A 14885-nucleotide genomic window follows, 5' to 3' on the forward strand; every position below is an offset into this window, starting at 1 on the left:
CAAATTTTTAAATTAAATGTATAAATATTACACTATAATAACGACATAAAATCTTGTTTTGTTTCAAAAAATTCAGAATTCTTTGTCTTTGTACTTTTTTTTGGTCATGACTAAACTTATTTTACACATAAAAAAACCCTAAGATTTTGGTTACCTTAGGGCTTTAAAATTTGATATGCAACGCTTACTTATTTATCAGTTCTTTGACTACTTTAGCAATCGTTTTCTTTTCAGCTTCTGTTCCTAATTCTTTAATGGCAGCACCCATTACTTGCCCCATTTGTTGAGGTGTAACTTCACCCATCCCAGCCAAAATTTTCTCTATTCTTGCTCTTACCTCGTCTTCTGAAAGCATTTGAGGTAAAAATGTTTCTATAACTTCTAATTCTGCTTTTTCAGCTTGAGCAAGTTCTGTACGTCCTTCTTTTTCATACAGCTCTAAAGATTCACGTCTTTGTTTGGCTTGCTTGAGCAGAATTTGCAATTCTTGCTCTTCTGAAAGATTGTCAGATGCTCCTCCTTTTTCAGTTTGAGCTAACAAAATAGCTGATTTGATAGCACGAAGAGCCGTTAGTTTTGTTGTTTCCTTGTTTTTCATTGCCGTTTTCATCTCGGCTTGTACTTTTTCCTTTAACGTTGTCATTTGTAAATGGAATCAATGTGTAAAAAATAATTTGAACCTTAACTTTTTGATGGGGTTCATTTAATGCAACACAAATTTAATCAAAATCAATCCCTAATCTTAAAATTTGGTATTTTTGTGTACATTTTATGAAGTTGTTTAAGACATAGAGAAAAAGCATTATTTACAGTCTGCTCTAACAAGACTGACCTAACAGTCTGCTCTAACAAGACTGACCTAATTAAGGTCAGACCGAAAGGTCAGCACCGATAACCAAAATATATTAGCTTTGCTCGCTTTCGAATCTTAAATGAGTTCTATAACAACTAGCAATAAAAAATAAATACAAATGCTTAGAAATAATTTCATTTTTTGGGGTGCAATTTTAGGAGGTTTTGCTGTCGCTATTGGTGCTTTTGGGGCGCATGCTCTAAAAGACTGGCTCATTTCTATCGGACAAGTAGAAACTTTTCAAACGGCTTCCAAATATCATTTTTATCATACTTTTTCTATTATCTTAATGGGAGTGTTGCTGCACCTAAACATAGGAAACTTTGCCAAAAGACGTAAAACACTCACTTGGGCAGCCAATCTACATCTTTTCGGAACGCTTATTTTTTCTGGAACACTTTACTTGCTCTGCCTCACAAATATCAAATGGCTGGGTGCAATTACGCCTATTGGAGGAACATTACTCATTATCGGTTGGGTTTTGTTTGCTATTTCAGCTTTGGGAAAGAAGTAACCTATGTTATAGCTTGTACGTAAAGTTAAAAAGTCTTATTTCAACATAAAATACTTCCTCAACTACATGAACTGCCCAAAATGCCAAATCAAAATTCCTAGAGATGCTATCAATATTCAAAAAGATATTGCACAATGTCAGAGTTGTGGTAATGTATTTAGTATTTCTACTCATATCAATCCACAAAAGGACGAAACTTATTTGAGTGATTATGATGCTGCTCGTCAGTCGCTTTACAAAGAAGCAGGTCTGTACAACGATGCCATTCAGCAGAAATTTGAAGGAAAAAGCAGTGTTCCTTTTGACATAAATAATCCACCTAAAGGAGCATATATCAATCATCTACACGACGGTGTTCAGATAGGAGCTTCTACTCGTTCTTGGTCTGCACTTTTTATAGTTCCTTTTGCTACCGTTTGGTCTGGAGGAGCATTAGGAGGAATATATGGCTCACAAATTTTTAGTGGCGAATTTGAGATTTTACTTTCTCTTTTTGGAATCCCTTTTCTGATTGGTTCTGTTTTTTTATGGAGCGTTGCTTTAATGGCAGTTGCGGGGAGGACAGAAATCACACTAGATAGCAATGGAGGACATATTTTTACTGGTGTAGGAAAAATAGGACAACACAAACATTTTGATTGGAAAGATATAAACTCTGTGCGTGAAGAAGTAAGTACTTCACATTCAAGAAAAGGAGGGACTAGCACAACACGTACTGTAGTTTTGGAAGGACAAAAACGAATTAGCTTTGGAAATTATTTAAGCGAGGAAGCTCGTTATTATTTCATTAAAACATTAAGAGAATTACTCCAAAACAAAAAGTAATCATTATTTACATCTTATAAATTCATTACTGAAAGTTTATTTTTATCCATCCATAAGATTTTATTTTCCATCAGAATAAAGTCTTGTGGATTTTTTTTGTCTGTATTTTTACCTTCTTCTATTTCTTTTATTAAGAAATGATGTTTTAGATTTCCATTTTTATCAGTACAAAGTAAATAATTTTTATTTTCCACTACATAACTACACAAAAGATACTTTTCATTTTCTGTATAAAGAATTGTTTCCTCTGCTATATGCTTTGTTTTTCCTAATATAAAATCTAAAATATCGCTATAGTTTGTATGATTTGTTGGATATTCATGTGTAGAATGAAAATATTTTTTCACTTTGTTTTTCAGATTACTATAACTTTCTTCTTTAGCTTCTATTTCTTCTGACTTGGGAATTAAAGGAACGGAATAATAATTTGATTGTAGTGAAAAAATAACTTTGCTATTATTTTCATTATCCTCAAAAATATCATAATAACTAACTTCCTCTAGCTGCCAAATCGTTTCAAAGTTTGTATTCAAGGCTTGAATTCCTTTAGAAATCGGCAATTCAGATTGCATATCAATCTCTGACAAAAGAAGTATTTTATCAAAAAAATTAAGAAGTGTTTGAGTAGCTTCCATTTGAGCATTACCTACAATCTGTTTATTTTTAACATCTAAAATGAGAAGTTCCGAAATATTTTCATCTTGTTGTTTTTCTCTAATTTCTAAAGCTACTAAATCACTTTTTGGGTCTGGACAAACACGCCAAATTTTCTGATTCGGATATTTTGGAAAGTAAGAATATATATTTTCGTCTTTCATAAATTTTTATTATTTTTTTTATGGATTATATTTGTCTTAGAAAAACATACTCTACCCTACTATTTAAAAAAATGCTAAATATTGTGCATCTATCTGTGGTTTTCGGTGTCATCTGTATCATCCGTGTTCTATTATTGGAACACAGATAAAACGGATTTGACGGATTAAAACACAGATTCGGAATAATTACATTTTTTGGTAGGATAGATTAAAAAAAACATAAACCTGTAACACATCATGAGCGAATCTACTGTAGTCTTTTCCACTCAAAAATACACATATTTTCAAGATACTTTTATTCAAAATAAGGCTTTTGAAAAGGGAAAATTAGAACGCAAAGTTTTTCCAGATGGAGAATCTTATTACAGAATTTTATCGAAAGTACTGGCAAAAGAAGCTGTTTTGATTGGTGGAACTGTGTCTGAACAAGATACAATGGAACTCTACGATTTGGCGAGTGGACTTGTAGATGCAGGTGTGAAAAGATTAACCATTATCATTCCTTTTTATGGCTATTCGACAATGGAACGAGCTGTCAAAACTGGCGAAATTGTTACTGCCAAAACTCGTGCTAGGTTGCTTTCTGCCATTCCTCAATCTTATTTAGGAAATCGTATTGTCATGGTAGATTTACACGTTTCTGGACTGCAATATTATTTTGAAAACGGAGTGCATACTGTTCATCTATACGCCAAACCGCTCATTTTGGAAGCAGCTAAAAAACTTGGAGGAACAGACTTTGTATTGGCTTCAGCAGATGCAGGACGTGCAAAGTGGGTAGAATCTCTAGCTATGGATTTGGGTGTGGATGCAGCCTTTGTCTATAAACGTCGTTCTTCTGGAAGCGATACAGAAATTACAGGTGTAAATGCTGATGTAAGTGGAAAAAAAGTAGTTCTCTACGACGATATGATTCGTACAGGAGGTTCACTTATAAATGCTGCAAAAGTATATAAAGAAGCAGAGGCAAAACAAATTTTTGTAGTAGCAACGCACGGAGTTTTTCCAGAAGGAAGTGTAGAAAGATTAGAAAACTCTGGTTTGATAGAAAAAATAATTGTTACTGACACACATCATAATGCCAAAGCAGCAGCCCAAAAGACTGATTTTATAGAAATTTCCTCTATATCAGACTTGCTGATTAGCTCTGTAACAGATTTTTAATTTCTCTTTCCCATTCTCGTTTTTCCCTTGACAATCATCGTATCAATATAATTTTCATATTGATGAGTGAAGCTCATGTCAAAATAAACATCTAGGCTATCTGTGAAATCTAATGTTTCTGAATTAATTATGACTTTACTTTTCAGAGGCTGATATTCATAGAACTTGTTTAAGAATGGTTTTCTAGCGCAAGATTCCATCTTGTGCTTACCGTTTCGTCAGCATATGCTGACAAAAAAGTGCGTCCAAGCAGAATGCTTGAACGAGAAATAATAAATAAAATTTACTCTAAACTTCATTCAAGCTACTTTTTTCCATTCTTAAACAACTTCATAGTTATATGTACAATCAAAAAGTCTAGCACTACTTTTTATGTCATTTTTTGTAATGATTATATCAACGGATGCTCCAGTCATTCCGTGGCTATATACTGAGAGTAGCAAAGAATCATTTTTAGCAGTAGCGTATTTTTTTTCCAAATTCTTTGAGGTGCGATAATAAAAAGTAGAATCAGAAAAGTAAATCGGAAAAATACTTGTATGATTAGCAATCAGGGAACTCTCTGAAATAATCGTAGCATCGTATGTCGTATCCAAGATAACATAATGATTTTCATTACCTATTCTACGAAGTTCTTTTTTCTCTTCACTTGTATAAGTAGAATAACTGAACAAGCAGATAATGAATAAAGTGAGTAAGGTATAAGTGGCAAAGAGTATTTTCTTCATTACGTCTTTTTATTTGAAATGAAAGAAATTTAAAAAAAGTCAAAAAAAACTATACTAATCTAAAATTTTTACGTTTCGATGGTGTAAGGCTATTTACTCATCTCAAATAATATCATTCTATCTTAACTACTCATCTAATCATTTTTTCCATGAAAAGTAACTCATTTTCTAAAAGAAATCTGTTTTTTCTTTTTTCTTTACTATTGATAACTATGAGTTGTCAAGAAAGTACATCGGATAAGAAAAATAATGAAAACATTGTAAATGAAACTATAAAAACGGAAGGCAATACTACTTCTCAACCCAATACATTACGTCCTAACCAAGAAAATCAAAGTGACAGAGATGAACTTATAGCAAATGATAATATACTTAATAGATTAGATTCAGACGATTCTAATTCATTTACTAAGCAAGATTCATTAGAATTTTTTAAGCGATTTTCTCCCAAAACGCAGACATTTATAATAAACTCTAACAAAGACCAACATATTTTTGGAGAACGAGGTACACATATCGCCATAGAAAAAAACTCCTTTGTCTTTGAAGATGGAACACCTGTAAAATCAGAGGTAAAAGTAGAACTAAAGGAATTTTATGATAAAAAGACAATCCTATTAGCAGGCTTGGCAACTCAAACAGAAAACGGATTTTTAGAAAGTGGTGGGATGGTGCATCTGCAAGCCACAGCAGAAGGAAAGAAAGTCAAACTAAAAAAAGAAATTACAATAGAAATGCCTACTGCCAATACAAAGGTAAGCAGTCAAGAAGACATGAAAGTTTATTTTGCCTCTAATAATTCTACTCGTTTTTCTTCTGATATAAATTCTCCCCTCAACCCTCCAACGACTTGGCAGACAAATGGAAAAAATATTAGAGTAGAAGTTCCAAAACAAGATTATTTCAAATGGAAATATATGGGAATGCTAGAACATCGCTTTGACAAAACCGAAGACACAGAATGCGACTGTGCAGATACGCATTTAGTGTATGAAAAAGTAGAAACGTTATCAGAAGCTATCTCCTATGAAATTGATTTTACACATCCAATAAAAGAACCTAAATTTTTAAAGGAGAGAATACAAAAAACAGAGTTAAAAGATAAATACCGTAGTAGTTTTCCAGTAGACAAAAGCACTCGCATTATTGGGAAGCCAAGCCATTTAGTATATAACTTTTATCCTTTTTTGGAAGATACGACTTATTATTACGATACGCTTCGCATTGCTTTTGAAATTGAGAAAAATCGTGTTGGAATGGTAGTAGAACAGCTAAAAAGCACAAATAATGCGATTGAAAGCTATCATACACAAACAGCCATTCGCTCAACTAGTGGACTTTTCGTTACTGCAAATCTAAATAAGAGAGATATTTGTCCACAATCTAAAAATCGTTTTTTTCTGCATTCTATACAATCTCTTTCAGAAGTTTTGCCAGAAGTAGAAGGAAAAAGAGGAACATGGAAACGCATACAAAAAGGAACAGAAGAGGCATATCATATCAAATACAAAAAAAGAAAAAATCCGATTATGGTTTGGACAGGAGTTATCAAGACAATGAAAACTCGCTATAACAACGAATATTACTATGAAGGAAAAAATAGAACTTATAAAAAATATGTAGATGAAGAACTGAAAAAACAATATGATATAGCAAAGGCAAAATATGCCAAAGGGGTAGAAGAAAAAACGAAAAATAATCCTTCCACGGTCTTAGCAACTAATTACATCATGAAAACAATGAAGCTAGGCTGGACAAACTGTGATAGAGGTTTTATGAGAGGAGGTCCAACTCTTGTTACACAAACAAAATTTCCTGTATCTCTGATTTTTGAAAAAGTAAATAGTGTAATCAGTAGTAGATTAGGAGGAAATCACGAAACCTCACACTTTGTAAGTGTTTTGAAAGGCGAACCAGTCATACTATTTAGCTTAAAGAAAAAAGATGGAAAAATACTGATGGCACTTCAAAAAACTGTCATGGGAACAGGAGCAATTCAAGAAGAGCATTTAGAATACAAAGAAGTAACCTTCAAAGAAATGCAAGACCAGCTAGATTACCTCTTGATATAATTCTGTTACTTTTTCCTCCAAAAAGCATTTAAAGATTAAAGCCAGTTTAAAAATTCAATTATCTCACAATCCTAACTTCAACTACTATGAAAACCAGCAACTTTTCTATTCGTGATTTTAATTCGATTTTCCTCACTCTTTCAGTGTGTTTCCTGTTTTTGGTAAGTTCCTGTTCTTCTGACAAGAAGGAAAGCGAAAAAACAAATGAAGAAGCAACCATAACTACTGAAAATTCTACTACGAATGATACTAAAACTCAAGAAGAAGATAATTCAGTAGCTCTTCAAGAACAACAGCCCAATGCAATTCGTCCAGTTTATTCAGACAATGAAGATGAGCGAAGCACACTTATTTCTGACGATGAAATGGTCTATGATACATTTTCTGCCCAAGATTCATCAGAGTTTTTCAAGCGTTTTGCTCCCAAAACACAAGTTTTTGAAATAAAAAACAATGACGAGCAGGAAATTTATTGCGATTTGGGAACGTATATTCATATAGATTCAGGAACATTTGTTTTTGCAGATGGAAGCCCAGTAAAAGAACCTGTAAAATTTGAGGTAAAAGAATTTTACGACAAGCAAACCGTTTTGCTCTCTGGCTTAGCAACCAATACAAAAGGTGGCTTTTTAGAAAGTGGTGGAATGCTACATCTTGAAGCAACTTCTGAAGGTAGAAAAGTAAAACTCCAAAAGGATATCGATATAGAAATGCCGACCTTCAATACTAAAACGAGAAATAAAAAGGGTATGCAGGTCTATTTAGCTTCTAACTCTTCTATTGCAAATCTTACGGAAAGTGTTAATTTGAATGATGTAAATAATCCTCCTTCTTCTTGGCGAAGTAATGGGCGAGCAATAGAAATAAAAGGTATTCCAGCAAAAAGAGATTTTTATAATCTTGTTTTTTTAGGTAAAGAAGACAGAATAGATGAGTATCAGACTAATAGAAACCCATGTGAATGTGCTGATGCAAAATTAGTTTCTGAAAAAATAGAAGCCCTTTCTTCTCAAGTAGATGTAGAGAAAAACAGAAAATACACAAATGAATTTAGAAGTGTAGCACATAGAAACAAGAAAAGAGAAGAAAAAACGCCCAAATATATGAGCATTTATCAACAAGGAAAAGATACTTTGAGTATTGAAAAATCTAAATCGTATCAGTTTTCATTCTATGAAAATCCAAATACAGAAGACCGTATTTTTAGAGATACCGTACAGCTTGCCATTACGATAGGAAAAGACGGAACGGCTAAGGTAGTTGAAGAACTCAAAAAAACTCGTTATGCCTTAGACAAAACTACAATTATTCGTTCTATCAACTCTTCTAGTGGACTTCGCCTAAGTACAACTGTTTCAAAAACGGGAGCTTGTAAAGGCGAGACAGTTTCTTTTTATATTCAGTCTGTGGGTTGGAAAAACCTATTAGAAAAAGGAGAAGAAGAGTTTAGAAGTTGGAAGAAAACACAACGCAATAGTAATGAAGATTATGCAATTTCCTATAAAAAACGCAAACAACCTATTCTTGTTTGGACAGGCATCATAGAGACTACAAAAAGAGGTTTTGTTGAAGACTATACAATGACTCGCCACTTAAATAATTATCTCAAAACAGATAATCCTCAAAAACAAGCTGCTTATGATGCTTATCGTCAAAGATGTATAGACCGTTATAATAAAAACGTAGCAAAAAATGCTTCTCAACTTTCTGCTCGTGCTTTAGATTCCTATGCTTTTTCTGTGAGTGGCTTGGGTTGGATAAACTGCGACCGTTTTTATGGTGTTCCTAACAGTCAAAAAGTAGATTTACTTGTCAATTCTAAAACACCCGTACGAGTAATTTTTAATAGTATCAATTCTGTGATGGAGGGAAGTTCAAATGGCATACAAAACCGTTTTGATAACATTCCTAAAGGAGAAGAAATTACTATTTTTGGTATTCGTAAGAAAGGAGAAGACTTGTATATGGCTCTACACAAAACAAAGGTAGGCAAGGAAACAGTCAATATTACGTATGAAAAAGTAACGGTGGAAGAAATGCAGAAAGCACTGTCTTTTCTATAAAAAAAGTGAGATTTTAACTTACAAAAAAGGCTGACCTTTTCGGACAGCCTTTTTTAATAGAAAAATTTAGTCTTGGTAGTTTTCCTAATTTCAATAAAAAATAAATTTGTACACTACCAATTTCTTATAACGTCTTATTACGTATCAGTTCTCTACATCATATTCTTCTTGAGTTCTGCGAGTCCATCAAGAACAATATCTAACATTTCATGTCCCTTTCCTGTAACATCTATGCTTCTACCTTTTACAAAGAAAACAAAACAATTAGAAATAATTAAGAGAAAAACTAACTTTACTTTGAATTTCATACTCTATTGAAAGTCATATTAGAATTTAAAAGACCTAGAAAATATTTTCCAAATCTTCTTTTTTATATGTTACATTTCGCTCCACAAAAACTGATTTTTGGTCTTGTTTTTTAAGTTGTAACGGATTTTTTGAAAATAATTTATTCAAAAAAGCTATTGGAGTAAGAAAAATAAAAAAGACAATCGAAAGCAATATTTTTCCATTGATAACTCCCAATATACTCGCAAACTTGAGCCATACCCAAGCTATTTTTTCTGCGAGCCAGTTCCAAAAAAGAGCCACTACACCAATTCCAAAAGAAATATAGAGCAAAATAGGAAGTTTAAAAACAAAGTAAAAAACCATCAGACCAACCATAATAGCCAGTAGGGCTTCTACTACTTTTTCTCGTTGCATACGCTAAGATAAATTGTGTTGCTTGTGCAAAATACACAAGCAACGAAATAAGATAAGTAATTTAATACTAAAATAAAGTGTAAATAAAAGGAGCAATAGCCGAACCACCACCAATTACAATCAAGACACCCAAAAGCATCAGAATAATAATCATTGGAGCAAGCCAAAATTTTTTACGCTGCATTAAAAATGCCCACAAGTCTTTTAAAAAATCCATAGTTTTTTATTTTATAATAGGTTTTTGAAACACGCTAAAGTATGTTTTACAATTTAATCTAATGCAAATTCTGTACGCCAGTCGTCTTTTTCAGCCCACTCTGGTTGAAGTTTTTTATCAAAAATAAAATCTCCTATCACTAAATAGTCCATTTCTGTACGCATCAGACATTTATAAGCATCTTCTGGAGTACAAACAATAGGCTCTCCACGTACATTAAAACTTGTATTGACAACCAAGCCATAACCTGTTTGCTCTTCAAAAGCAGAAATTAGTTTCCAATATCTTGGATTAGTTTCTTTATGAACCGTTTGAATACGAGCTGAGTAATCAATATGCGTAATAGAAGGCAAATCACTTCTTAGGAAATACAATTTTTCCATCAGAGGTAGCGAATTGTAATTTTCTGGCAGCTTGTTTTGGCGAGATTCTTTGACAGGCTGTACTAAAAGCATATACGGAGAAGGCGATTTTTGCTCAAAGTATTCTTCTACTTTTTCAGCTAATACCGAAGGCGCAAAAGGTCTGAAACCTTCTCTATATTTTATTTTTAGATTGAGTTTTTTCTGCATTTCTGGATTACGTGCGTCTCCCAAAATACTTCTTCCTCCTAATGCACGAGGTCCAAATTCCATTCTGCCTTGAAACCAACCAATTACATTTCCATCTGCTAAAAGTGAAGCTGTTTTCTGTGCCAAATCCTCAAAACTAGCATACTTTTCAGAGACGGCATTGTATTTTTTACCCATTTTCTGAATGTCTAGCTCAGAAAATTGAGGACCAAGATAGCTCCCTTGCATTTGGTCTAAGGCATCTGTAATTTCTCTTTCTTGCCCAAAATAAATGTGATATGCTGCCTGCGCTGCTCCTAAAGCTCCTCCTGCATCGCCTGCTGCTGGTTGAATGAAGATATTTTCAAAAATATTTGCTTTCTCTAGTTTTCCATTAGCTACACAATTTAGAGCTACACCACCTGCCATACAAAGATTTTTTGACCCTGTAAGCTGTTGTGCTTCTTTTGCCATCAAAATAACCACTTCTTCGGTTACCTGCTGAATAGCTAAAGCTAAATCACAATGCACTTGGTCAATCGGTGATTCAGATTTGCGTGTAGGAACACCAAATAGCTTTTCCCATTTGTCTTCCTTAATCATTCGCAACCCTGTCGCATAGTTGAAATACGACTGGTCTAGCCAAATTGAACCATCTGGATAAATATGGCAGAGTGTTTCTTTGATTTTTCTTACAAATTCTTTGGTCTGTTCATCATCTGGATTGCCATAGGGGGCAAGTCCCATCAATTTATATTCCCCCGAATTGACTTTAAAACCTGTGTAGTAAGTAAAAGCAGAATATAAAAGCCCCAAAGAGTGAGGAAATTGAAGCTCTTTTAATATTTTTATATCTTTTCCTGTTCCATGACAAATCGAAACAGTCGCCCATTCACCTACCCCATCAATCGTTAGGATAGCTGCATCTTCATAATTAGAAGAATAAAAAGCACTTGCAGCGTGTGATAAATGATGTTCTGGAAAAAGTAGTTTAAAACTTTTTTTGTTGTAGTCTTCTATTTCTTTTAGCTCTTGATAAATCATTCTTTTCAAGAACATTTTTTCTTTGAGCCAAACAGGAATAGCTGTTAAGAAAGAAACTAAACCTTTGGGAGAAAAAGCGTAATAAGTTTCTAAAAGGCGTTCAAATTTTAAAAGAGGCTTGTCATAAAAAACAACTGCATCTAGTTTATCTAAAGTTAGACCAGATTCTTCTAGGCAATATTTGATGGCATTTGTTGGAAAACTCGGATCATGCTTTATTCTTGTAAAGCGTTCTTCTTGAGCTGCTGCAATGATTTTTCCATTTTGAAGTAATGCTGCTGCCGAATCGTGATAAAATGCTGAAATACCGAGAATGTTCATTTGCTAGTATTGATGTAGAAAGCGATAATTTGCAAAATTAGGATTTATTCTTAGAAGTCCATACTTTTGATTAATTTTTTAAGAAGATAGTCTCATAAAATCAGTTCAAAATGTTGGGTAAACAGCTTCAATACAAAATATATTATCTACCTATTTATATTTTTTTGTTTTTTATACCCCATATAATAGGTTTTATTTTTGCATCTAATGGAGAAATTACTGATTTTTTATCATTAATTGCTATAAAACTTTACTATGTAGCTCTTTTTATTATCCTCATAAGTTTTTTTTTGAGCAAAAAAAAATCTCTTCTATTTCATAAGGACTTGTTTATTAATTTTACCATTATGGGAATTACTATCATAATTTTCCTAGGAATTTTGGAAGGTTTTGCTAGAATATTGGTAGATGAGGATAAGTTGGCTTATCAACGTTTAGGTGGAACAGCCTTTAAAAAAACTATACCTCCACCATTACAAAATTCCGACTATGATGTAAAATGGTTTGCACAAAATTATGATTCATTAGAAATAGAAAGAATAAAACATCCTAGTAAAGAAAATGCTGTGTATTTGGAAGCTCCACAAAATCCATATCTTACGATTGAAAACAACAGACGTCGTACTACCAACACACCTAATATAGATAACTTTTCTTCTCAATCAAAACTCTACATCTTTGGAGGTTCAACAGTTTTTTGTAGAGAAGTTCCTGATAGCTTAACATTACCAAGTTATTTACAACGTTTTATTTTAGATACCTATCCCTCTATGAGAGTAGTAAATTGTGGTATTGCAGGAGTTAGTACACCAACACAACTTGCCAACTTAGAACTAATGATTGATAGCGTAAAAGAAAAGGATATTGTTATCTTTTATGATGGTGTAAATAATTCTATCAAAGGGATTTCAACAATAGAAGAAGCATTAGCACAGAAATCAAGTCAAAATAATTTTTTATCTTCTATATTAGTTTTTTTATACCGACTGCGTGAACGTCTTTATATTTTACTTCATCAAAAATCTATGTTAATTAACTGGTTACTATATCCATACGGTCCAGTTGAACCTGCTCTAACTTCCAATAACCTAACTGAAAGGAAAGAATTTAATTATTATTTAGATAGTATTGCTACTAGTTATATAGAAGATATAGCAAGAGCAAATGCTATTTGTAAAAAGAAAAAAGCTACTTTTTTTCATTTTTTACAACCTCAGTTAGCCTCTCGTAAACCACATACTAACTTTGAAAAAGATACTTTGATTAGTAATCCTTATCAAAGAACTGCTTATGATTTAGCATATTTTGAAACATGTTATCCAGCTTTCAGAGATAAACTAGATAGCTTGAAAACAAAACAAGATATATTGAGCTATGATATAAGTCATACTTTTGACAATTATGAAAAAGATGTTTATATAGATATTTGTCATTTATCCCAACATGGAAATTTGAAAGTTGCTCAAACTATAGTGAATCATATTACTAAAAAATAATATATCAGCTCATAAGACACTCAAAAACTTAACTATAGACTTTTTTATCGTTTAGTCTTAATTTTTCATTTGATATGGATAATATTTTAGATACAGAAGAAAATTTGAATGACAGAAAAAATAGCTCTTGGAAACCTGTTTTAATTATAAATGGAGTTTTTTTTATGCTAATAGTAATTTTAGTTATGTGGTACTTTCTTTCAGATGAGTACACTTTTACTTCTGAGTTTATATTTCCTGAAGGAGTTTTTATTAGTCTATTGCTTGCCTCTATTTGTGTAGCTCTTATTAATCTATTAGCGACGTTAGGTTTACTCCTCTCTTCTGATAAACAATGGAAAAAGTATTTTGTGATGCTGTTATCTACAATAGATTTGTGTGGAATCATTTATATTTTTCTAGTATTTTCGTAATTCATACATAATAAAATGGAGTAATAATTATGATAAATATTTTAGATAGAGAAGAACAGAGTAAAAAAAAGTAGTTAGCAACCTATCTTAATTACAAATGGAATTTTGGGTGTCATTGGAATTGGTTATTTTTTCCAATTTTTATTTGCTGATAGTGTTCAAATAGGAATGCTTGATAAAGATGCTATCTTACTTCCTCTCCTTTTCATCATTGTCTTTTCTATTTTCATAATCAACTTTATTGCAGGAATTATATCTTATATTCTATCCAACGGATACAGCAAAAAATAGATGACTGTTACAGGTTATGCCTTTTTAGTATCTGTATGTACGCTGATTATATCCTTCATTATTTTATACAGCTAACTCTAAAAAATGGAAAATAAAATATTAGATAAAGAAGAGAAAACACCTATAAAAACGACTTGGAATATTGTCTTGATAATGAATTTTGTGGCTGTTGCTTTATGGACTTTGTGTATGTATTTTAGCAGTTTTGAATTGGCTACAGATTTATGGCTTGGGCTATGTGTTATGATTGCTCTCAATTCTGCTATGACTTTGATTTCACTTGTTATGTATAGGGATTATTGGTTCAAGTGGTTTGTGGTAGATGTTTTTTTCATTAGTTTAGGAATATTTTTTGGCTTAAATATTTATGCAATAAAATATGTTTGGTAAATTATTATTGGATTTTCAAAGGCAAACCATTTAACTTACACTATTTTTTAAAAATGGAAATATTAGACAGAAACGAAATAGCAATATCTTGGAACTACAAACCTTGGATGGTTATTTTTCTTGCCAATATTTCTTTAGTAGGAGTGATATTTTACTTGTTAGAAATAACACCTCAAGGAACTGGGGAGTTGATTATAGTAGGATTAGGAACAGTTTCAATAATTTTTATAAATCCAATAATAACTTTAATATTGTTATTTTTTACTAAATCAGATAATTGGAAAAAGTGGTGTATTGCTTCGGCTGTTGTAACTTCTATGATTTCTATTGCTTCTTTGTTTTATTTTGTTTTTTAGAAAAAAAATCTAGAACTTGTTTAAGAATGGTTTTCTAGCGCAAGATTCCATCCTTATCTTGTCC

The 14885-nt window shown here is 32.3% G+C and carries 17 protein-coding genes; 10 read left to right on the plus strand and 7 right to left on the minus strand.

Features of this window, described 5'->3' with window-relative positions:
• Nucleotides 1-184: 184 nt before the first annotated feature.
• Complete coding sequence (locus QZ659_RS18565) at nucleotides 185-643, minus strand: GatB/YqeY domain-containing protein (protein ID WP_291728214.1); 459 nt, start codon at nucleotides 641-643, stop codon at nucleotides 185-187.
• Nucleotides 644-971: 328 nt separating this feature from the next.
• Here QZ659_RS18565 and QZ659_RS18570 point away from each other — a divergent pair, with 328 nt between their 5' ends.
• Nucleotides 972-1367, plus strand: coding sequence for a DUF423 domain-containing protein (locus tag QZ659_RS18570; protein WP_291728217.1), 396 nt, complete (start codon nucleotides 972-974; stop codon nucleotides 1365-1367).
• A 66-nt stretch (nucleotides 1368-1433) separates the two neighbouring features.
• Complete coding sequence (locus QZ659_RS18575) at nucleotides 1434-2192, plus strand: hypothetical protein (RefSeq protein ID WP_291728219.1); 759 nt, start codon at nucleotides 1434-1436, stop codon at nucleotides 2190-2192.
• 14 nt (nucleotides 2193-2206) lie between these two features.
• Here QZ659_RS18575 and QZ659_RS18580 read toward each other — a convergent pair whose 3' ends face one another.
• Nucleotides 2207-3010 (minus strand): hypothetical protein, encoded by an 804-nt coding sequence (locus QZ659_RS18580; RefSeq protein ID WP_291728221.1) that lies wholly within the window; start codon nucleotides 3008-3010, stop codon nucleotides 2207-2209.
• 237 nt (nucleotides 3011-3247) lie between these two features.
• On the opposite strand from QZ659_RS18580, the gene QZ659_RS18585 reads away from it, so the two are divergent.
• The gene (locus QZ659_RS18585) at nucleotides 3248-4174 is read left to right on the plus strand and encodes a ribose-phosphate diphosphokinase (protein ID WP_291728223.1); all 927 of its coding nucleotides are present in this window, start codon (nucleotides 3248-3250) and stop codon (nucleotides 4172-4174) included.
• Nucleotides 4175-4494: 320 nt separating this feature from the next.
• Here the strand turns inward: QZ659_RS18585 and QZ659_RS18590 are convergent, their stop codons facing one another.
• Nucleotides 4495-4902 (minus strand): hypothetical protein, encoded by a 408-nt coding sequence (locus QZ659_RS18590; protein ID WP_291728226.1) that lies wholly within the window; start codon nucleotides 4900-4902, stop codon nucleotides 4495-4497.
• Between the two features lie 212 nt (nucleotides 4903-5114).
• Between QZ659_RS18590 and QZ659_RS18595 the strand changes: the two genes are divergently transcribed.
• Nucleotides 5115-6974 (plus strand): hypothetical protein, encoded by a 1860-nt coding sequence (locus QZ659_RS18595; protein WP_291728228.1) that lies wholly within the window; start codon nucleotides 5115-5117, stop codon nucleotides 6972-6974.
• Between the two features lie 86 nt (nucleotides 6975-7060).
• Entirely contained in the window at nucleotides 7061-9037 is a 1977-nt protein-coding gene (locus QZ659_RS18600) for a hypothetical protein (RefSeq protein WP_291728229.1), read from the plus strand.
• 152 nt (nucleotides 9038-9189) lie between these two features.
• On the opposite strand, the gene QZ659_RS18605 is transcribed toward QZ659_RS18600, so the two are convergent.
• The 4 genes from QZ659_RS18605 to QZ659_RS18620 all read right to left on the minus strand — a co-directional run bounded on the left by QZ659_RS18605 (nucleotide 9190) and on the right by QZ659_RS18620 (nucleotide 11875).
• Nucleotides 9190-9345 (minus strand): hypothetical protein, encoded by a 156-nt coding sequence (locus QZ659_RS18605; protein WP_291728230.1) that lies wholly within the window; start codon nucleotides 9343-9345, stop codon nucleotides 9190-9192.
• A 34-nt stretch (nucleotides 9346-9379) separates the two neighbouring features.
• Nucleotides 9380-9742, minus strand: coding sequence for a hypothetical protein (locus QZ659_RS18610; protein WP_291728232.1), 363 nt, complete (start codon nucleotides 9740-9742; stop codon nucleotides 9380-9382).
• A 67-nt stretch (nucleotides 9743-9809) separates the two neighbouring features.
• Entirely contained in the window at nucleotides 9810-9959 is a 150-nt protein-coding gene (locus QZ659_RS18615; RefSeq protein WP_291728234.1) for a DUF5989 family protein, read from the minus strand.
• A gap of 53 nt (nucleotides 9960-10012) precedes the next feature.
• Complete coding sequence (locus QZ659_RS18620; protein ID WP_291728236.1) at nucleotides 10013-11875, minus strand: carbamoyltransferase; 1863 nt, start codon at nucleotides 11873-11875, stop codon at nucleotides 10013-10015.
• A 347-nt stretch (nucleotides 11876-12222) separates the two neighbouring features.
• Here QZ659_RS18620 and QZ659_RS18625 point away from each other — a divergent pair, with 347 nt between their 5' ends.
• The 5 genes from QZ659_RS18625 (at nucleotide 12223) to QZ659_RS18645 (ending at nucleotide 14821) form a co-directional block, all read left to right on the plus strand.
• Entirely contained in the window at nucleotides 12223-13371 is a 1149-nt protein-coding gene (locus QZ659_RS18625) for a hypothetical protein (protein WP_291728238.1), read from the plus strand.
• Between the two features lie 74 nt (nucleotides 13372-13445).
• Complete coding sequence (locus QZ659_RS18630) at nucleotides 13446-13784, plus strand: hypothetical protein (protein ID WP_291728240.1); 339 nt, start codon at nucleotides 13446-13448, stop codon at nucleotides 13782-13784.
• Between the two features lie 105 nt (nucleotides 13785-13889).
• Nucleotides 13890-14075 (plus strand): hypothetical protein, encoded by a 186-nt coding sequence (locus QZ659_RS18635; RefSeq protein ID WP_291728242.1) that lies wholly within the window; start codon nucleotides 13890-13892, stop codon nucleotides 14073-14075.
• Between the two features lie 84 nt (nucleotides 14076-14159).
• Nucleotides 14160-14465: a hypothetical protein gene (locus QZ659_RS18640; RefSeq protein WP_291728244.1), complete on the plus strand. Its 306-nt coding sequence runs from the start codon at nucleotides 14160-14162 to the stop codon at nucleotides 14463-14465.
• Nucleotides 14466-14518: 53 nt separating this feature from the next.
• Entirely contained in the window at nucleotides 14519-14821 is a 303-nt protein-coding gene (locus tag QZ659_RS18645; RefSeq protein ID WP_291728246.1) for a hypothetical protein, read from the plus strand.
• The last annotated feature ends 64 nt before the right edge of the window (nucleotides 14822-14885 follow it).

The sequence above is a fragment of the Bernardetia sp. genome (assembly GCF_020630935.1).
Lineage (GTDB): Bacteria > Bacteroidota > Bacteroidia > Cytophagales > Bernardetiaceae > Bernardetia.